General features: G+C 69.5%; 14 protein-coding genes and 1 pseudogene. 9 read left to right on the plus strand and 6 right to left on the minus strand.

The genetic code is table 11. From position 1 onward, the window contains the following. Positions 1-96 precede the first annotated feature (96 nt). Complete coding sequence (locus ACIRPU_RS07830; protein WP_403863597.1) at positions 97-1,587, plus strand: aldehyde dehydrogenase; 1,491 nt, start codon at positions 97-99, stop codon at positions 1,585-1,587. Then, positions 1,584-2,303 carry a gamma-glutamyl-gamma-aminobutyrate hydrolase family protein gene (locus tag ACIRPU_RS07835; protein ID WP_403863078.1) on the plus strand — a complete coding sequence of 240 codons (720 nt, stop codon included), beginning with the start codon at positions 1,584-1,586 and terminating at the stop codon, positions 2,301-2,303. The genes ACIRPU_RS07830 and ACIRPU_RS07835 overlap by 4 nt, the downstream gene beginning before the upstream one ends. Before the next feature lie 284 nt (positions 2,304-2,587). On the opposite strand, the gene ACIRPU_RS07840 is transcribed toward ACIRPU_RS07835, so the two are convergent. Beyond that, positions 2,588-3,166, minus strand: a complete 579-nt coding sequence (locus ACIRPU_RS07840; protein WP_007379215.1) for a MarR family winged helix-turn-helix transcriptional regulator — start codon at positions 3,164-3,166, stop codon at positions 2,588-2,590. A 389-nt stretch (positions 3,167-3,555) separates the two neighbouring features. Beyond that, complete coding sequence (locus ACIRPU_RS07845) at positions 3,556-4,155, minus strand: TetR/AcrR family transcriptional regulator (protein WP_403863081.1); 600 nt, start codon at positions 4,153-4,155, stop codon at positions 3,556-3,558. Between the two features lie 420 nt (positions 4,156-4,575). Between ACIRPU_RS07845 and ACIRPU_RS07850 the strand changes: the two genes are divergently transcribed. Beyond that, a complete protein-coding gene (locus tag ACIRPU_RS07850) occupies positions 4,576-6,021 on the plus strand; it encodes a pyridoxal phosphate-dependent decarboxylase family protein (protein WP_403863084.1) in 1,446 nt (481 codons plus the stop codon). Positions 6,022-6,809: 788 nt separating this feature from the next. On the opposite strand, the gene ACIRPU_RS07855 is transcribed toward ACIRPU_RS07850, so the two are convergent. Continuing rightward, a complete protein-coding gene (locus tag ACIRPU_RS07855; RefSeq protein ID WP_403863087.1) occupies positions 6,810-7,232 on the minus strand; it encodes a pentapeptide repeat-containing protein in 423 nt (140 codons plus the stop codon). Between the two features lie 84 nt (positions 7,233-7,316). Between ACIRPU_RS07855 and ACIRPU_RS07860 the strand changes: the two are divergent. Beyond that, positions 7,317-7,638 (plus strand): annotated as a pseudogene (locus tag ACIRPU_RS07860) (transposase); the annotation flags it as partial. Between the two features lie 165 nt (positions 7,639-7,803). Here ACIRPU_RS07860 and ACIRPU_RS07865 read toward each other — a convergent pair. Together ACIRPU_RS07865 and ACIRPU_RS07870 are read right to left on the minus strand one after the other, a co-directional pair. After that, complete coding sequence (locus ACIRPU_RS07865) at positions 7,804-8,682, minus strand: alpha/beta fold hydrolase (protein WP_403863090.1); 879 nt, start codon at positions 8,680-8,682, stop codon at positions 7,804-7,806. Between the two features lie 26 nt (positions 8,683-8,708). Continuing rightward, complete coding sequence (locus ACIRPU_RS07870) at positions 8,709-9,410, minus strand: SDR family oxidoreductase (protein WP_403863093.1); 702 nt, start codon at positions 9,408-9,410, stop codon at positions 8,709-8,711. Positions 9,411-9,904: 494 nt separating this feature from the next. On the opposite strand from ACIRPU_RS07870, the gene ACIRPU_RS07875 reads away from it, so the two are divergent. The 4 genes from ACIRPU_RS07875 (at position 9,905) to ACIRPU_RS07890 (ending at position 15,615) form a co-directional block, all read left to right on the plus strand. Next, complete coding sequence (locus ACIRPU_RS07875) at positions 9,905-11,404, plus strand: MFS transporter (protein ID WP_403863600.1); 1,500 nt, start codon at positions 9,905-9,907, stop codon at positions 11,402-11,404. Positions 11,405-11,645: 241 nt separating this feature from the next. Beyond that, positions 11,646-12,215: a TetR/AcrR family transcriptional regulator gene (locus tag ACIRPU_RS07880; protein ID WP_403863096.1), complete on the plus strand. Its 570-nt coding sequence runs from the start codon at positions 11,646-11,648 to the stop codon at positions 12,213-12,215. Between the two features lie 258 nt (positions 12,216-12,473). Beyond that, positions 12,474-13,325, plus strand: a complete 852-nt coding sequence (locus tag ACIRPU_RS07885) for an oxygenase MpaB family protein (RefSeq protein WP_403863099.1) — start codon at positions 12,474-12,476, stop codon at positions 13,323-13,325. A 58-nt stretch (positions 13,326-13,383) separates the two neighbouring features. Beyond that, positions 13,384-15,615, plus strand: a complete 2,232-nt coding sequence (locus ACIRPU_RS07890) for a tetratricopeptide repeat protein (RefSeq protein ID WP_403863102.1) — start codon at positions 13,384-13,386, stop codon at positions 15,613-15,615. Between the two features lie 170 nt (positions 15,616-15,785). On the opposite strand, the gene ACIRPU_RS07895 is transcribed toward ACIRPU_RS07890, so the two are convergent. Continuing rightward, complete coding sequence (locus ACIRPU_RS07895; protein ID WP_403863105.1) at positions 15,786-16,706, minus strand: DUF5050 domain-containing protein; 921 nt, start codon at positions 16,704-16,706, stop codon at positions 15,786-15,788. 672 nt (positions 16,707-17,378) lie between these two features. Between ACIRPU_RS07895 and ACIRPU_RS07900 the strand changes: the two genes are divergently transcribed. Continuing rightward, the gene (locus tag ACIRPU_RS07900) at positions 17,379-17,588 is read left to right on the plus strand and encodes a hypothetical protein (RefSeq protein WP_403863107.1); all 210 of its coding nucleotides are present in this window, start codon (positions 17,379-17,381) and stop codon (positions 17,586-17,588) included. The last annotated feature ends 22 nt before the right edge of the window (positions 17,589-17,610 follow it).

Below are 17,610 nucleotides of genomic sequence, written 5' to 3' on the forward strand. Positions count from 1 at the left end.
AACGACAAGCCGGTCGAGACCGCGACCTTCCCTGCGGGGACTGCCCGTGGCATATCGTTTGGATTCAAACGTAATGCCATGACCTGGAGGCTACGCATGCTGGACATCACCCACGACGACTGGCTGCGCCGGGCCAAGGCACTGGACCTGTCCGGTGCGCACCACATCGACGGCGCGGACGAACCCGGCGGCGGGCAGTCCTACCCGGCCCTCTCGCCCCGCGACGGGCAGGTGCTGGCACACGTGGCCGATGCCGGGACTGCCGAGGTGGACGCCGCCGTGGCTGCCGCGCGCCGGGCCTTCGACTCGGGGCCGTGGCCACGCCTCGCACCTGCCGACCGGGGCCGGGTCCTGTTGCGGATCGCCGATCTGCTGGAGGAGCGGCGTCACCGGCTGGCGCTGACGGTCAGCCTGGAGATGGGCAAGCCGATCACGGACGCGTACGACATCGAGCTGCGCGCCGCGATCAACACCTTCCGGTGGTACGGGCAACTGGCCGACAAGGTCACCGACGAGTCGCCGCACACCGCGCCCGACGCGCTCGCCCTGGTCACCCGCGAAGCGGCGGGTGTCGTCGGCGCGGTCGTCCCCTGGAACTTCCCTCTCACACTGGCGAGTTGGAAGGTCGCTCCGGCGCTCGCGGCCGGCTGCACCGTCGTGCTCAAGCCGTCGGAGAACTCCCCGTTGTCCGCGTTGCTGCTCGGTCGGCTGGCGACCGAGGCCGGGCTGCCGCCGGGCGTGCTCAACGTCGTCACCGGCGACGGGCCCACCGCCGGACGGGCGATCGGCCTCCACCCGGACGTCGACGTGCTGGCCTTCACCGGATCCACCGCCGTCGGGCGGCACTTCCTGCGGTACGCGGCCGACTCCAACCTCAAGCGCGTCTGGCTGGAGCTGGGCGGCAAGTCACCCAACATCATCCTCCCGGACGCACCCGACCTGGAGAAGGCCGCCGAAACCGCCGCCTGGGGCATCTTCTTCAACCAGGGCGAGATGTGCACGGCCCCTTCGCGGCTGCTCGTCCACTCCTCTATTGCCGAGCGCGTGACGGACACCATCGTGGCGCGGGCCCGGGAACTACGGATCGGTGACCCGCTCGACCCGGCTACCGAGATGGGGGCGCTGGTCGGTGAGCGCCACCTGGAGCGCGTACTGGAGCACATCGGCACCGGCCTCGACGAGGGCGCTCGGCTGCGTGCCGGGGGCGGCCGCACACTCGCCGACACCGGCGGCAGCTACCTTCAGCCCACCGTCTTCGACCACGTGGATCCGGGCATGCGGCTGGCCCGTGAGGAGATCTTCGGCCCCGTCCTGTCCGTGCTCACCTTCGACGACCTCGACGAGGCCGTCGCGCTCGCCAACGCCACCGAGTACGGCCTGGCCGCCGGGCTGTGGACCTCCGACCTGTCCACCGCCCACCAGGTCTCGCGCGCGCTGAAGGCCGGTACGGTCTGGGTCAACTGCTACGAGGAGGGCGACCTCACCGTGCCCTTCGGCGGCGTGAAGCAGTCCGGCAACGGACGCGACAAGTCCGCCCACGCCATCGAGAAGTACACCGAACTCAAGACCACCTGGATCCAGCTGTGACGACGCCCGCGCGACCGCTGATCGCGATCCCCGCCCGCTTCGCCGCCTCCACCTCCGCCCTGCGCCACGCCGCCGAGGTCAACGCCCGCGCGCTGGTCGAGGCGGTCTGGCGGGCCGGCGGCGAACCGGCCACCATCCACCCCGCCGAGCCCACCGCCGCCGAGGTGGCCGCCCGCCTCGCTCGCTTCGACGGCGTGCTCCTCCCCGGCGGCGGCGATCTCGCCCCGCACCGCTACGGCGCGACCGACACCCACGACAGCGTGTACGACGTCGACGACCTCCAGGACGCCTTCGACCTGGAAGTCGCCCGCCAGTCCATCGACCTGGGCCTGCCCCTGCTCGCGATCTGCCGCGGCCTCCAGGTCGTCAACACCGCCCTCGGCGGCACCCTCCACCAGGACATGGGCGGTCCGGACCGCGAGCACCGACATGTCGTGCACCCGATGGCGATCCGGCGCGGCTCGCTGCTGGAACAGGTCACCGGCGCCGAGAAGGTGGAGGCATCCTGCTACCACCACCAGCGGGTCGACCGTACGGGCGCCGGCCTCACGATCACCGCCCGGGCCGCCGACGACACGGTCGAAGGGCTCGAACTGCCCGGAGTTCCCGGCTGGTTCGCCGCGGTCCAGTGGCACCCCGAGGACACCGCCCTCGAAGACCCCGCCCAGCAGGGACTGTTCGACGGCCTTGTAGGCGCCGCACGCGACCGCCATTGACAGCACGAGAACTCACCGCCGTCTTCCTCGTCTGACGCCGCACAAGTCCTGCCCCCGCGGCTACCTCGCTCCCGGCATAGCTCTGCGGCGCATCACCGCCGCCCGAGGGCTGGGACCGCAGGACATCGCCATCGCCCGATGCGATCAGCTGCCGCGGTCCACCGGCGGGGAGTGGGATCGCTGCCACCGCGTCACCGGTAACGCGGGGTCTCCGAGCGCCGCCGGCCGTCATCGCGGCGGAGGCGTTGTCCCTCTGAGTCCTGCCCCGCTGCGCGGGCTCCCCTTCACGCCTTCGGCTTCGGACGGCGACCACTGCGACGCAGGGCGGGCTCGGCACCGTTCAGCAGGGCGCGCCGACGCTCCTCGCCGTGCTCCTCGACCTGGAGCACAACTCGCCGCAGTCCGTCCGCGACGCTGCGGCACTCGTCGTCGTCCAGCTGCTCGGCCACGAATGCCTCCTCCTCGTTGAACTGCGGAAACACCCGCCGCATCAGTTCCTCACCCTCGTCCGTGAGGCTGAGCAGAACCAGCCTCCCGTCGGTGGGATGACCGCCCCGCCGCATTAGCCCCCGAGCCTCCAGCGTGCGCGCGACCCCAGTGAGTGTGCCCTTGGAGATCCCCGCTTCCTCAGCCACGTGCCGGGTCTCCGACTCGCCCCAGATCCAGACCACCCAGAGCACGACGAACGCCGTCCAGGTGAGATCGGATCCGCGGAGTACCGAGTTCTCCAGATGCTGCCGTACCGCCGAGGCCGCCCGGTGGATATTGGCCACCACAGCCATCTGCTCATGGCGGATCGGGATGCCGCCGAGCTTCGCAGCGGCCAGCTTCTCGGCTTCCGTGATGGATCGATGGCCGGGCACGGGCACACCCCTTCGACGTCTCTGCGACGCACTGGATCGACATTACCGTTCGGACCCAAATTGTACGAAGCTCGAGTGAGGGAGCGCTCGGCCATCGGCCGCCGATGTGCACGGCACCTGCCTACGCCGCCGCTGCCGAGAAGCCCGGCGCATTCGATTCTCGCCCCTTCGTATGTCTGCAGGGCGGAAGACGGCGCGAAGCCGGGACGGCGGTGGTCCACGCCACCCGGACCACCGCACGAACGAGTTGCTGAGGCGTTCCCGGCTGCCGGAGTTTTCCGCTGCCGACGGTGGTGTCGCGGGTCCATGGGCACCGGTGGTTGTGACACAAGGGGCGGATCAGATGCAACTGATCCACAGGTGAGTACTTCTGCGCCTGCGTGCTCACATCATGAGGTGCCGGTCTGCAACCCCGCGACGAGTCCGTCGAGTATCCGCAACTGGCGGGAGGGTGTGGTCAGGCGAGCCGCGAAGATCGCGTTGATCTGGAGTCCCATCAGCGTGGCCATCGCAAGGTCCAAGAACGCATCGAGATCGCAGGATGGGTTGATCTCTCCCGCTTCAGCCGCAGTGTGCAGATACGAGAGCATCTGATCGCGCCAGCGCGATATCGCCTGGTCGTAGACGCCGATCAGTTCCTGATCGGCTACCGCGTAATTCCAGAAGCCGATGACCACGCGGGCCTCATTGAGACGCTCGTCGTCCAGGGGCATGATCTCGACGCAGAACTTGCGGAACGCGTTCAGGCCGTTGGCGCCGGCGATGGTGCGGGCGGCCCGCTGCTCGGTGGCCGCATTGGCGCGCTCCAGCGCGGCCCGCAGAATCGCTGCTTTGGTGGGAAAGTATCGTGCGAGCGCACCGTTGGTGAATCCAGCTTCGGCGGCGAGATCCCGCATGTTCAGCGCCGCGAATCCTCGCCGCGCGACAAGGCGCCATACGGCTTCGATGATCTCTTCACGCCGCGCGTCGTGGTCCACGATCTTGGGCATGGTGACACCTTACCAACGGGTAGACGCCCGAATGCCGAGGACTGTGGTCGCACTCGCGGGCCTCACGGCGGATGAGTCCGAGGGGTCGTGTGACCCGCAGACCCAACGCTGTGACCTGGTGAACCTCTTACGCCACGTCGCGGCAGGGGCGCACGGAGCGAGGGCGAAGAGCTGTCATGCCCGGTGGCCGTGAGAGGGGTCCCCCTGGCGCCCCCTTCCCAGCGACCCCATAAGGGATTACATTGAAGCTATTAATCTACAACTGTAGACGACAGGCTCTGGTGCGGCACCAGTCGGTACGCGGCATCGAGGCCCTCTGAATCCCGTAGCGGCCGGCTCGCCCCGGGCACCTGATCATCCCCGGTGCTCAGGTAGGCGCTCAGCCCTCGTCATGACCGACACCACCTCTTAGGACAGAGCATGCCTGATCTTGAGCCAGATGAATTCCGCCGCCAGGGCCACCAGTTGGTCGACTGGGTCGCCCAATACCGCACCTCGCTCCCTTCCCTGCACGTGCGGCCGAAGGTCTCACCGGGCTCCGTGAAGGCGCAGCTTCCTCGTGAACTGCCCGAGCAGCCGTCCCAGGCGCTGGGCGATGATCTCATCGCCTTGCTCAACGACGTGGTCGTCCCCTCGTCGCTCCACTGGCAGCACCCGGGCTTCTTCGGCTACTTCCCAGCGAACGCGTCCCTGCTGTCGCTCCTCGGTGACATCGCATCGGGCGGGATCGGAGCGCAGGGAATGCTCTGGTCGACATCGCCGGCCGGAACGGAGATCGAGCAGGTCCTGCTCGACGGCCTGGCGGATGCCCTGGGCCTCGGCCGCGAGTTCACTTTCGCCGGAGGCGGAGGCGGTTCGCTGCAGGATTCGGCTTCGTCGGCATCGTTGGCTGCCCTGCTTGCTGCGCTGCAGCGCAGCAACCCGGACTGGCGCGAACACGGCGTGGACGGCACCGAGACGGTGTACGTCACTGCCGAGACCCACTCGTCACTGGCCAAGGCCGTGCGTGTGGCCGGGCTCGGCGCGCGAGCATTGCGGATCGTCCCCTTCACCCAGGGCACGCTGTCCATGTCGGCGGATGCCCTGGCAGACATGCTGGCCAAGGACGCGGCCGCCGGAAAGAGGCCGGTCATGGTCTGTCCGACCGTGGGAACAACCGGCACGGGTGCCATCGACCCCGTGAGAGACGTCGCACTGGCAGCGCGTGCGTACGAGGCGTGGGTGCACGTCGACGCCGCGTGGGCAGGAGTCGCGGCGTTGTGTCCCGAGTTCCGCTGGCTCCTGGACGGCGTGAACCTTGTCGACTCGTTCTGCACCGACGCACACAAGTGGTTCTACACCGCCTTCGACGCCTCGTTCATGTGGGTGAGGGATGCCCGAGCGCTGCCCACGGCGCTTTCCATCACGCCGGAGTACCTGCGTAACGCTGCGACCGAATCGGGCGAAGTCATCGATTACCGCGACTGGCAGGTCCCGTTGGGCCGTCGTATGCGTGCGTTGAAGATCTGGTCGGTGGTGCACGGCGCCGGACTGGAAGGCCTGCGCGAAAGCATCCGCGGCCACGTCGCTATGGCCGACTCCTTGGCCGACCGGATCGAGAACGAGTCGGGCTTCGCCCTGGCCACCCCGCCATCACTGGCACTCGTATGTCTGTACCTCGTCGACCGGGAAGGACGCCCCGACGACGCCGCTACCAAGGCAGCAATGGAGGCGGTCAACGCCGAAGGGCATTCCTTCCTCACGCACACATCGGTCAACGGTCACTTCGCGATTCGCGTCGCCATCGGCGCGACGACGACGCTGCCCGACCACATCGACACCCTGTGGGACTCGCTTCGCAAAGCCGCTCGCCAGAGCGGTGGATGACTCCTGACGAACCCCGGTGCCCGACGCTGGGTCTCGCGGGACAACGGGCGCACACGCTCGTGGAGCGAGGCGAGATCGCGAACGCCGAGCAGGGACTCTGCTGCCTGAAGAAGTGCACCGCATCGATCGGTGCGGAGCGTGCCAGCATGCCCGGGAACCGGCGCTGTGTCAGGGGCCGGGCCTGGACATCTATCAGGTCGGCCAGCGTCTGCGAACCTGCCAGAGAAGCGCCGACGGGCCAACTCATGAGGATCAACTGCGCCGCGGCGACGAGGTCCGGCAGGGAGGAGCCCTCGAGCTCTTCCCCGTCCACTGGGCCTGACGGGCTGCCCGTCAGCCCTCGATCCGCGCGCTCCTGCAGGGCGAGTAGCCGATCGAGATCACGTGGGGAAAGGACGACGCCACCGGCTGCGGCCGCCTTGTCGAGCCGTGCCCCGCAGGGGCGTGGTCGGAACCCGGAGCCTGTGGGCTCGCCAGGGGCTGGATTCCGGCACTGCGAGGGATGCAGGCCCATGATGCCGGTACCAATGTGCCAGGTATCTCTCTGATTTCGCGTTCGAGAGCGTGGAAGCTACTTGGCATCACTGCAGGTCACGAACGTTGCCTGGTGCCAACTACCGGTCCTGGTCGCACTGCCGCGACCACCGACGCTGGTTGTCACATACCGGGGATAGTCATCGTCGGTCCCGTGCAGCCGGGGGGAAGTGTGTGACGGCCTGGATGATCGCTTCCAAGGGGTGGCGGCCCGATGAGTCGAGGGGGGTCCATGCGCCTCGTGCATCGGCTGATCATCTGGTGAGGGGCCAGCCAATGACCTGGTCGAGCTGCAGATCGCGAAGGACGGCGTTGTCCAGCTTGATGCCGGTGGCAGTGGTCAGTCCATGAGGCGGGGTGCCGGTGAGGACCCGACCGAATCGCGCGCTGGTCAGGTCCGCCGCCCGCAGGTCGGCGCCGGTCAGATCGCAACCCGCCAGGGAGACTCCGCGCAGGGAGGCGCCGCTGAGGTTGGCCCCGCGAAGATCGCACAGCTTGAAGCGGCAGCCGTCCAGGTTGGCGTGACGCAGATCGGCACCGCGAAACGAGCACCGGGTGAACCACAACTGCTGTAGGCACACCGACGTGAGATCACCACCGTCGAAGGACTCCCGATGGAGAGCCGCATACCGACGGCGGGACGCGAGGTCTTCCTTTGCCGTCATCGCTCTGTTCATGCGGACATCGTGTCAGCCCTGGGAGGCGGCTGTCCTCGGCAATTGCGGGCCCGATGACCCCGGCCCGTCCACAAGGACGTGCGAAAGCGTGACGTCACTCAACTCCTGCCCCTGCTCGACGAGGTTCCGGCCGTTGCCGGGTCCCTCACCAGGCCCCGTCGACGGCTCGACATGCTGTTCGCGGACCGCGGCTACGACCACGACGAGTACCGTCGGCTCCTGCGCGAGCGAGGCATCCGCCCGGCGATCGCCCGAGCGCGGCCAGCCGCACGGCACCGGCCTGGGCACCTTCCGCTGGGTCGTCGAACGCACCATCTCCTGGCTGCGCGGCGTCCGCCGCCTGCGCATCCGCTGGGAACGACGCGACGACATGACAGGAGGCTGTGGGTGCGCCTGGAGGGACTGATCCAGGCGCGTTCTGGAAGGATCCTGGACGACATCGCGGTTGGGGATGTGCAGACGCAGGCAGCCGCAGGCAGCCGCAGGAGGCAAGGGTGCTCGTGCGGTGCACGGCACGAAGGTCTACGAACCTGTACCAAAGTGCCCAGACGCCGGTTGTCGCCAGGGGCGGTCACGCCGCCGTGTTCAGCAGGTCGGCGAGCACGTCGGGCCGTTCCAGGGCGATGAAGTGACCGGCCTTCGGTACCTGTGTGAAGTCGGCGGCCGGCAGCAGCTTCCTGTTGGCTTCCCGGTCCGAGGGCCGGGACCAGTCCTTCTCGCCGTAGACGAGGTGGACGGGGGCCTTGACTTCGGGGTAGCGCGAGCGCGCTGCGATGAGGCTGGGCAGACTCTGGTACACGGCTCGGGCGACGGTCGGATAGCCGGGACGGCGGCCCACCCGGAGCAGCTCGTCCACGTAGTCGGCCCGCAGCGCGCTCTTGTCGACGAGGCCGCCCCGAAGGATTCTGCGAAGGGCCGGCTTGGGCTCCACCCCGGCGATCACCGGCCCCACCCCCGGCGCTAGGACCCCGCCGACCACCACGCGGGCGAGGAGACCGGAGCGGGCGATTCCGTCGCGGAAGTCGTACGTGTTCACCGCCACGACGCGCCGTACCCGCTCCGGTAGATCGGCCGCGGTGGTCAGGGCGAGCACCGCCCCTATGGACTCTCCGACCAGTGTCACGTCATGGAGGTCGAGTTCGGTGAGGAGTCGTTCGACGCCCGTGCGCATCGCAGGCTCGTCGTACGAGGCGCCGGGGACGATCTCTGAGTGGCCCATCCCCGGCAGATCGAGGGCGTACACGGTGTAGTGGTCCGCGAGGAGCGGGATGAGGAGACGGTAGTGCTCGGCCTGCGTGCGCACGGTGTGCAGCAGGACGAGGGGAGCGCCGGCGCCCGCCTTGAGGTAGCGCAGCGTTCCCTCGTGTCTGTGGTGGCCCGCGCGCGGGGCGATGGTGTGACTGGTGGTCCCGGGGATGCGAATCGTGGGACGTGACTCGTGGATCGGCATGCGTCGGCTTCCTGTCCCACTCGGTCTTACTCGGCCAGCTGGGCGTACAGGCCCTTGAGGTCGCCGGCGAGACCCGCCTTGACCTGGCGCGAGATGTCGTCGGCGAGCACCTCGTACGCCCCCGTCTCGATGCCGTCGAGGGCGAGTGCGGCGACGTCACGAGGGTCGGACTTCGGTGCGTCGACGCCGGCCGTCAGGTCCGTGTCCACGTATCCCACGTGTAGTCCGGTGACGGCGATTCCGCGCGGCAGCAGCTCCAGGCGCAGGGAATTCGTCTGCGACCACAGGGCGGCCTTGGAGGCGCTGTACGAGCCGCCGAGGGCGATCCAGGACAGCGCGGAGTGCACGTTGAGGAGGTGGCCGCCGCCGTTGCGTTCGATGACCGGCACGAAGGCGCGGGTGAGCAGCAGCGGGCCGTAGAAGTTGGTCTCGAACTCCCGGCGTACGTCGTCGACCGGGGAGTCGAGGAAGGACGCGCCGACCGAGGCGCCCGCGTTGTTGATCAGTACGGTGACGTCTTCCGCCTGCGCCGCGGCGGCCGCCACGGATGCCGGGTCGGTGACCTCCAGCGCCACCGGGACGGCATCGGGGTGCGTGACACCGCGCGGATCCCGGGCCGTGGCGTAGACCTTGCCGGCGCCACGCAGGTAGAGCTCCTCCACCAGGGCCTTGCCTATGCCTCGGCTGCCGCCGGTGACGAAGACGTTGGCGCCCTTCAAAGCGGTCATGACTGCCTCCACAGAGTGAGAAACCGATCGGTTTCCACCACCGTAAACCGATCGGTTTCTCGATGCAAGGCCAAGAAGGAATCAGCCGTGCCGGACGGCCGGGGCGGGGCTCCGGGCCCGCTTCCCCGGCCCTGTCGTGGAGACGCCCCGGCGTGCTGCCGGGGGTGAGGCGCCTGTGGAGGGTCCGGGGCAGGGGATGCGGGTGTCCCGCGGTCCCGGCGGTGTGGCGCGTGGCGCACGGCGTCGACGCCGATGCGGACCCCCCGTCGGCGGAGCGGCCGTGCTGCGACGTCGGGCAACCCGTCGCTCGTCGAGGAGGTGCTGCCGGCCTGTGCGGGCCTCGATCTTCTCGGGTCGCCCCCGGGTCGGAGGCGAGCCGTTCGCTTGCGCTGTGGAAACCGATCTGTTTTTCTGAGTGGAAACAGATCGGTTTCCGACTGGCGGTCGGTCTATGCCCGGCAACTTCGGTCCATGCTCAGCAACTAAGGGGAAAAGTGAGTACCACCTTCGATCGTGGGGCGTCCGCCTCCGGGAAAACAGATTCGGGCCGCCGCGGCTCACATGCCGTGCGCTGGTGGGTGCTTGTCGTGCTGGGCACGGCGCAGCTCATGGTCACGCTCGATGCGACCGTCGTGAACATCGCGCTGCCGGCGGCGCAGCACGACCTCGGTTTCAGGGACGGCAGCCGGCAATGGGTCATCACGGGTTACGCCCTGGCGTTCGGCAGCCTGCTGCTGCTCGGTGGCCGGCTCGGCGACCTGTTCGGCCGACGCACCACCTTTGTGACCGGCCTGATCGGTTTCGCGGGCGCCTCCGTCCTGGGCGGCGCGGCCACCAGCTTCGACATCCTCGTCACGGCACGTGTGGCCCAAGGACTCTTCGCCGCGCTGCTCGCGCCCGCGGCACTCTCACTGCTCAGCGTGACCTTCACCGACCCGACCGAGAGGCCGAAGGCGTTCGGCATCTTCAGTGCGTTGGCCGGTGCGGGCGGCGCGGTCGGGCTGCTGCTCGGCGGCATGCTCACCGAATGGGCGTCGTGGCGCTGGGTGATGTACGTGAACGTCCTCTTCGCGGCCGTAGCGCTGCTCGGTGCGGTGCTGCTGCTGGCCAAACCTGCCATCACCCAGCGACCCAAGCTCGACATTCCCGGCACCGTCGTGGCGAGCGCCGCGCTGTTCGCCATCGTCTACGGGTTCGCGCACGTCGAATCCACCAGTTGGACGGACCCGGTCACCCTCGCCTCCATGATCGCCGGCGTGGTGCTGCTCGCGGTGTTCGTATGGCTGGAGTCCAAGGTCGCGCATCCGCTGCTGCCACTGCGACTCGTGCTGGACCGGACCCGCGGTGGTTCGTTCCTGGCGGTGTTCGTCATCGGCATGGGAATGTTCTCGATCTTCCTGTTCCTGACGTACTACCTGGAGGCCGGCATCGGCTACTCGCCGATCAAGACCGGCCTGGCGTTCCTGCCGATGGTCGCGGGCATCGTCGCCGCGTCGACCACGGCGCCTTCGCTGCTGCTGCCCAGGGTCGGACCGAAGATCGTGATCAGCGTCAGCTTCCTGGTCGCCGCATCCGGTATGGCCCTGCTGACCCGGCTCGAGCTGGACAGCACCTACGTGGCCGACATCATGCCCGGTCTGATCCTGCTGGGTCTCGGCCTCGGCGGGGTGATGACCACCGCGTTCCAGGGGGCGACCGCAGGCGTGCACCACGAGGACACGGGCGTCGCCTCGGCCCTGATCAACACCGGCCAGCAGGTGGGTGGCTCGATCAGCACGGCGCTGCTGACCACCGTTGCCTCATCGGCCGCGACCGACTACCTGTCCTCGCACAAGCCCGGCGCGCTGACCGTGGCGCAGGCGGGGGTCGAGGGCTACACGGCCACCCTGGCGTGGGGCGCCGGGTTCTTCGTGGTCGGTGCGGTGCTCGCGGCGATCCTCGTACCGAATGCGCCTCTGGCGCCGTCGGAGGGCGAGCCCGTGATCGCCCACTGAGCCTGAATCCACCGAGGACACGCGGCCACTGAGACTGATCCACCGAGGACACGCGGGCCGTCACCACGCGTGGAGAGTGGGGAATGCCCTGCCGCCTGCGCTGATCGGTGTGCACGAGGCACAAGTCGGCGGGGTGAGGCAGGGCGTCTCCGAGAGGGTGCCCACCTCTCCCCGCGCGATCCGAGCAAGCGTTGGAAACCGATCGGTTTTCAATTGGCCGAAATCGAGTTAACCTCGCAATATGACCACCGACGTGAAGTCAAGTGCCCGAGAGCGGCTGCTGGAGGCAGCGGCCACGCTTACCTACCGAGACGGTGTCAGCATCGGCGTCGACGCGCTGTGCAAGGCGGCGGGGGTGTCGAAGCGCTCCATGTATCAGCTGTTCGAGAGCAAGGGCGAACTGCTGGCGGCGAGCCTGGAGGAACGCGCCGCCGCCTTCGTGGCGACGCTCCTGCCCGCGGCGGACGACGGCCGTCCACCCCGCGAGCGGATCATGCACGTCTTCGACCAGCTGGCGTCGCAGGCGGGTGCGCCCGACTTCCAGGGCTGTCGGTACCTCGCCGTGCAGATCGAGCTCAAGGACCAGAACCACCCTGCGAGCCGGGTGGCCCACCGGGTCAAGGCGAACCTGACGGCGTTCTTCCGCGCCGAGGCCGAACGGGGCGATGCGAGCGACCCGGATCTGCTGGCCCGTCAGCTGATCCTGGTCTTCGACGGCGCCAGTGCCCGTGCGGGAATCAAAGCCGACACGCCGGCAGGGCTCATCGCACCCACTGTGACCGTCCTGCTCGATGCGGCGGGCATGCGCTGACGCATCGCGTTTGCGAGCAGTCGCGGCGACCGATGTGCTCGGTGAGTCGCAGCGGCCCTTCGGTGACCCGGGCAACCCCCATGGCGACACCTCCTTGCCGTGACGAGGTGACTGTGTACAGGTGACCGTGGATCCGCCCGGAGGACTGATCGGGGGGCGTTTCGGGAAGGATCCACGGCGACATCGCGTCGGGGATGTGCGGACACAGGCCGCCGTAGGAGGCAGGAGTGGCTCCCGCGGTGCCGGGCAGGAAGGTCTATGAACCTGGACGCCGACCCGGGGCTGTTCCGCCCGACCAGTGTGGCCTGGCAGCTGCACGGCGACCCGATGATGTGGGTCGCCGGGGTCCGTGCGCTCTACCTCCAGGCCCTCCACCCGCGTGCCGTACGCGGGGTCATGCAGAACTCCGACTTCCGGCGCGACGCCTGGGGCCGGTTGATGCGCATCGCCGACTTCGTCGGCACCACGACGTACGGCACCACCGAGGCCGCCGAGAAGGCCGGCGCCCGCGTCCGCAGGATCCATCGCATGCTGTCCGCGACCGATCCGGACACCGGGGAGCGGTACGGCGTCGACGAACCCGAGCTGCTGCTGTGGGTGCACTGCGCGGAGATCGACTCCTATCTGCACGTCCTGCGTCGCTCCGGCTGTCCGCTCACCGACGCCGCCGCCGACCGCTACCTCGCCGAACACCGCGTCAGCGCCCGCCTGGTGGGGCTCGACCCCGACGCCGTACCCGCCGACCGGGCCGGCCTGGAGGCGTACTTCGAGAAGGTGCGCCCCGAACTCGCCGCCGGGGCGGAGGCGCACGAGGTGGACGACTTCCTGCTGCGGCCGCCGGTCCACCCCCTGCTCGTCCCGGCGCGCGCCCTGCTGTGGCGGCGGGTGGCGCACCTGGCGTACGCCTCCCTGCCGCCGTACGCCCACGAGCTGTACGGCAGACGGGCCCCGGAACCCGCCACCGTCACCAGGCAGTTGCGCGCCACAGGTACCCTGCTGCGCTGCGTTCCCGCACGTCTGCGGTGGCAACTCCCGCCCAAACACATCCTGCGGGCCATGGCGAGGCTCGGGCCCGAAGCTCGCCCGGCCCCGTTCAAAGTCGGGCGATAGGCCGCCATACTGGACCGGCCAGGGAAGGGCCGGAAAGCGACGGGGGCGGCGGCGCGCTATGGCGGAGAGCAAGCTGATCCAGGGCCGGTACCGGCTGCTGGACCGGATCGGGCGCGGTGGCATGGGCGAGGTGTGGCGGGCCCGTGACGAGTCCCTGGGCCGGCAGGTGGCCGTGAAGTGCCTCAAACCGATCGCCCCGCACCACGACCCGTCCTCCGGGCGCGTCCTGCGGGAACGGTTCCGGCGTGAGGGTCGCGTCGCGGCCGGGCTCCAGCACCGCGGGGTGACGGTCGTCCACGACTTCGGCGACAGCGACGGCGTCCTGTTCCTGGTCATGGAGCTCCTCGACGGCAGCGATCTGTGCCAGCTGCTGGACGACAACGAGCGCCGGCCGCTGCCGGTCCCGGACGTCCTGGAGATCGCCGACCAGGTCGCCGCGGCCCTCGCCTACACGCACCGGCAGGGCATCGTGCACCGCGACCTGAAACCCGCGAACATCGTGCGGCTCGCCGACGGCACGGTGAAGATCTGCGACTTCGGCATCGCACGCCTCGGCCACGACGTCGGCTTCACCTCCCGTCTCACCGGCACCGGCATCGCCATGGGCACCCCGCACTACATGTCGCCGGAGCAGATCGGCGGAGAGGAGGTCGACCAGCGCAGCGACCTCTACTCGCTGGGCTGCGTGCTGTACGAGATGGCCACCGGGGCCCCGCCGTTCGACCTGGAAGACCCCTGGGCGATCCTCGTCGGCCACCGGGACACCCCGCCCCGGCCGCCCCGCGAACTCCGCCCGGACCTGCCCGACCACCTTGACCGGATCATCCTGGACCTGCTGGCGAAACGGCCCGACCAGCGCCCCCAGGACGCCCGTGAGATCGTCCGGCGCATCGCCGCGGGCCGCACCGCACCGGCGTACGTGCCGACCCTGGTGACCCCCCGGCCCGAGCCGCGGCCGCCCGGGCCCGCCGGCCGCGAGCCGCGGCTGCCGTCCTGGACGAAGGGCATGACCACCGGTCACAAGGCGACCGGCGCCGGACCGCAGGTCAGGCCGCCGGACGCCGGGGCGGCCCTGACCGGCGAGTGGATCCCCCGGCCGGTGCTCGGCGCGGTCCCCGCCCCGCCGGCCCCGGACGCGCCGTCCCCGCAGGCGCTCACCGCGCTCGCCGGACGGCACGGCGCGGGCCTCAGCCTGGGGCGGCTCGGCCGCTGGGCGGAGGCGGGGGAGGTGCACCGCGCCGTCGCCGCCGAACGTGCGCACCTGCTCGGCGCGGACCACCCCGAGACGCTCGCCAGCCGCTACGAGGTCGCCTTCACCCTGAGCCGCACCGGCCGCGCGGCCGACGCGCTGCGCGAGTACCAGGACGTGGCCGCCGCCCGTACCCGGGTGCTCGGCGCCGACCACGCCGACACGCTCGCCACCCGGCAGGAGATGGCCTACGTGCTCGGCCGGCTGGGCCGTCACTTCGACGCCCACCAGGTGTACACCTCGGTCCTCGCCGTCCGAATACGCACGGCGGGCCCCGACCACCCCGACACCCTGCGCTGCCGCCACAACCTCGCCTTCAACCTCAGCAGGCTCGGGCGGCTGGAGGAGTCCCACCGGATGGCGAGCGAGGTGGCCGTCGCCCGCGCCCGCGTGCTGGGCGCCGCCCATCCGGACACCTTGGTCACCCGGTACGAAGTCGCTTACGCCCTGGGGCAGTTGGGTCGCTGGCCGGAAGCCCTCCAGACCTACCGCGAGGTCGCCGCGGCCCGCGCGCAGGCCCTCGGCCCCGACCACCCCGACACCCTCGCCGCCCGCTACGAGACCGGCATCAGCCTGGGCCGCCTCGGCCGCAGCACGGAGGCGCTCCAGCTCTACCGCGACCTCGTGGACGACCGCACCCGCATCCACGGCCCGACGCACCCCGAGACCCTGCGGGCCCGCCACGGCCTCGGCGTCAACCTCGGCAGGCTGGGCCGCTGGGAGGAGGCTCTCGCCGAGTCCCGGGACGTGTGCGCCATCCGTGAGCGGGTGCTCGGCGCCGACCATCCCGACACGCTGGTCAGCCGTCGCGAGGTCGCCGTCGGCCTCGGCTGGCTGGGCCGCTGGACCGACGCGCTGACCGAGTACCGGCGGGTGGCCGCGGCCCGCGAGCACGTGCTGGGCGCCGACCACCCCGATACCCTCGCCGGCCGCAACGACGAGGCCCACTGCCTGGAACGGCTCGGCCGGGGCCAGGAGGCGGTCGAGCTGTACCGGAGGGTGGCGGTGCTGCAGCAGCAGCGGGCGGCCGGCGGAGCGTAGGTCTCCTCGGTTCCAGCCCGGCTCCGGCGCGCTGACGACGGGCGCTGTCGCAACCCGCTGAGCTGTCCCGGGTGATCGAGCCCTGCGACAGACACGGACACGGCCCGCACTCCACGGCACGGGCCGATCAGGCGCCTCACCGCCGTCCGCGTCTGCCTGACGGCGATGGATCAGATGGTCGCGAAGGGTGTCGACGCGGTCTTGTTGTTGCCGAGGTTGTGCTGGTTCTTGCCGTTGGTGTCGATGGCCCAGAGCTGGTTGTCGGTGCCTTCGAAGTAGACGACGCCGTCGGATGCGAACGGCATCGCCGCGGTTTTGTTGTTGCCGAGGTTGTGCTGGCCGGTGCCGTCGGTGTTGATGGCCCAGAGTTGGTTGTCCATGCCTTGGAAGTAGACGACGCCGTCGGATGCGAAGGGTGTTGAGGCGGTTTTGTTGTTGCCGAGGTTGTGCTGGCCGGTGCCGTCGGTGTTGATGGCCCAGAGTTGGTTGTCCATGCCTTGGAAGTAGACGACGCCGTCGGATGCGAAGGGTGTTGAGGCGGTTTTGTTGTTGCCGAGGTTGTGCTGGCCGGTGCCGTCGGTGTTGATGGCCCAGAGTTGGTTGTCCATGCCTTGGAAGTAGACGACGCCGTCGGATGCGAAGGGTGTTGAGGCGGTCTTGTTGTTGCCGAGGTTGTGCTGGCCGGTGCCGTCGGTGTTGATGGCCCAGAGTTGGTTGTCCATGCCTTGGAAGTAGACGACGCCGTCGGATGCGAAGGGTGTTGAGGCGGTCTTGTTGTTGCCGAGGTTGTGCTGGCCGGTGCCGTCGGTGTTGATGGCCCAGAGTTGGTTGTCCATGCCTTGGAAGTAGACGACGCCGTCGGATGCGAAGGGTGTTGAGGCGGTCTTGTTGTTGCCGAGGTTGTGCTGGCCGGTGCCGTCGGTGTTGATGGCCCAGAGCTGGTTGTCGGTGCCTTCGAAGTAGACGACGCCGTCGTACGCGAAAGGCATCGACGCGGTCTCGTTGTTGCCGAGGTTGTGCTGGTTCTTGCCGTTGGTGTCGATGGCCCAGAGCTGGTTGTCCATACCCTCGAAGTAGACGACGTCTGTCATGAGATTCCCCTAACTCTACGAAGGTGCATCACCGCAGGATTCAGGCAGTGACCCGCCATCTGATGTCACGGAAAGGAAATGGGATCGGCGTCGCAGTCGCGGCTCGGCGTTCCATGCGCACGGGAATGTTCGCTTTCGCCGGCCCGTGACTCAACGGCCGCAGCCCCGAAAGGGGCACTCACATCATCGTGCCTCACTGCCCACGGAGTCGCACCCGAAGGCCCGGAGCTCAGTCGTCCTCGCGAGGGGCCGGAAGTGATCACGCGAGCCCGAGGGCGGTCGCTTGCCGACTCGGTTCGCGTCCCTAGCGGCGCAGGCCCTCGGCGATGATGTCCCGTCCCGCCAGGCGGAATGCGCCGATGGCGAGGTTCCGCAGGGAGGCCATGACCCGCGGTGCGCTGCCGGTACGTACCCGTGAGGCCGCAGAGATTCGCCGTCCACCGCGACCGCCCCCCGCACCGGGCGACGCTGCGGCCGCATGTTCTGGCCGGCGACCCGGCAAGCGTCCGCACGAGCGATGAGGCGGCCGCCGATCGCCGCGTCCAGGGCGTCGTCGTGACGCGTCCGAGGAGGCTCGGGCGCAGGGTCCGGCTCGGTGGTCATGCGGGTTCCCACGCATGCAACACGTCTGCCTTGCAACGTACTTGTCGCGCGCGGTAAGGGAACGGCTCGGTGACGGGGCCGAACTGCACCGGCACGCCCTCGGCTACCGGCGGACGACCCTGGAGAGGTTCGCTCGGGAAGCTGCTCCGGGCCGGGTGGGTGCCGGCGCAGCCGGTGGAGCCGCGGGCCACGGAGGAGGCGCGGGCGGTCGACTCCCGCCGGCACGAGGAGACCCACCGCACGCCGACCTTCCTCGCGGTCCGGCTGCGGCGGCCGTGAGCGACCTGCGACCACCTCTGGC

The sequence above is a fragment of the Streptomyces sp. NPDC102259 genome, from assembly GCF_044766465.1.
GTDB lineage: Bacteria > Actinomycetota > Actinomycetes > Streptomycetales > Streptomycetaceae > Streptomyces.

Bases quoted from the DNA above. Each gene is read 5' to 3' on its own strand.
- ACIRPU_RS07830 (WP_403863597.1), top strand. From the start codon at position 97: ATGCTGGACATCACCCACGACGACTGGCTGCGCCGGGCCAAGGCACTG.
- ACIRPU_RS07845 (WP_403863081.1), bottom strand. From the start codon at position 4,155: ATGCCCAAGATCGTGGACCACGACGCGCGGCGTGAAGAGATCATCGAA.
- ACIRPU_RS07850 (WP_403863084.1), top strand. From the start codon at position 4,576: ATGCCTGATCTTGAGCCAGATGAATTCCGCCGCCAGGGCCACCAGTTG.
- ACIRPU_RS07855 (WP_403863087.1), bottom strand. From the start codon at position 7,232: ATGAACAGAGCGATGACGGCAAAGGAAGACCTCGCGTCCCGCCGTCGG.
- ACIRPU_RS07865 (WP_403863090.1), bottom strand. From the start codon at position 8,682: ATGCCGATCCACGAGTCACGTCCCACGATTCGCATCCCCGGGACCACC.
- ACIRPU_RS07870 (WP_403863093.1), bottom strand. From the start codon at position 9,410: ATGACCGCTTTGAAGGGCGCCAACGTCTTCGTCACCGGCGGCAGCCGA.
- ACIRPU_RS07880 (WP_403863096.1), top strand. From the start codon at position 11,646: ATGACCACCGACGTGAAGTCAAGTGCCCGAGAGCGGCTGCTGGAGGCA.
- ACIRPU_RS07885 (WP_403863099.1), top strand. From the start codon at position 12,474: ATGAACCTGGACGCCGACCCGGGGCTGTTCCGCCCGACCAGTGTGGCC.
- ACIRPU_RS07890 (WP_403863102.1), top strand. From the start codon at position 13,384: ATGGCGGAGAGCAAGCTGATCCAGGGCCGGTACCGGCTGCTGGACCGG.
- ACIRPU_RS07895 (WP_403863105.1), bottom strand. From the start codon at position 16,706: ATGACAGACGTCGTCTACTTCGAGGGTATGGACAACCAGCTCTGGGCC.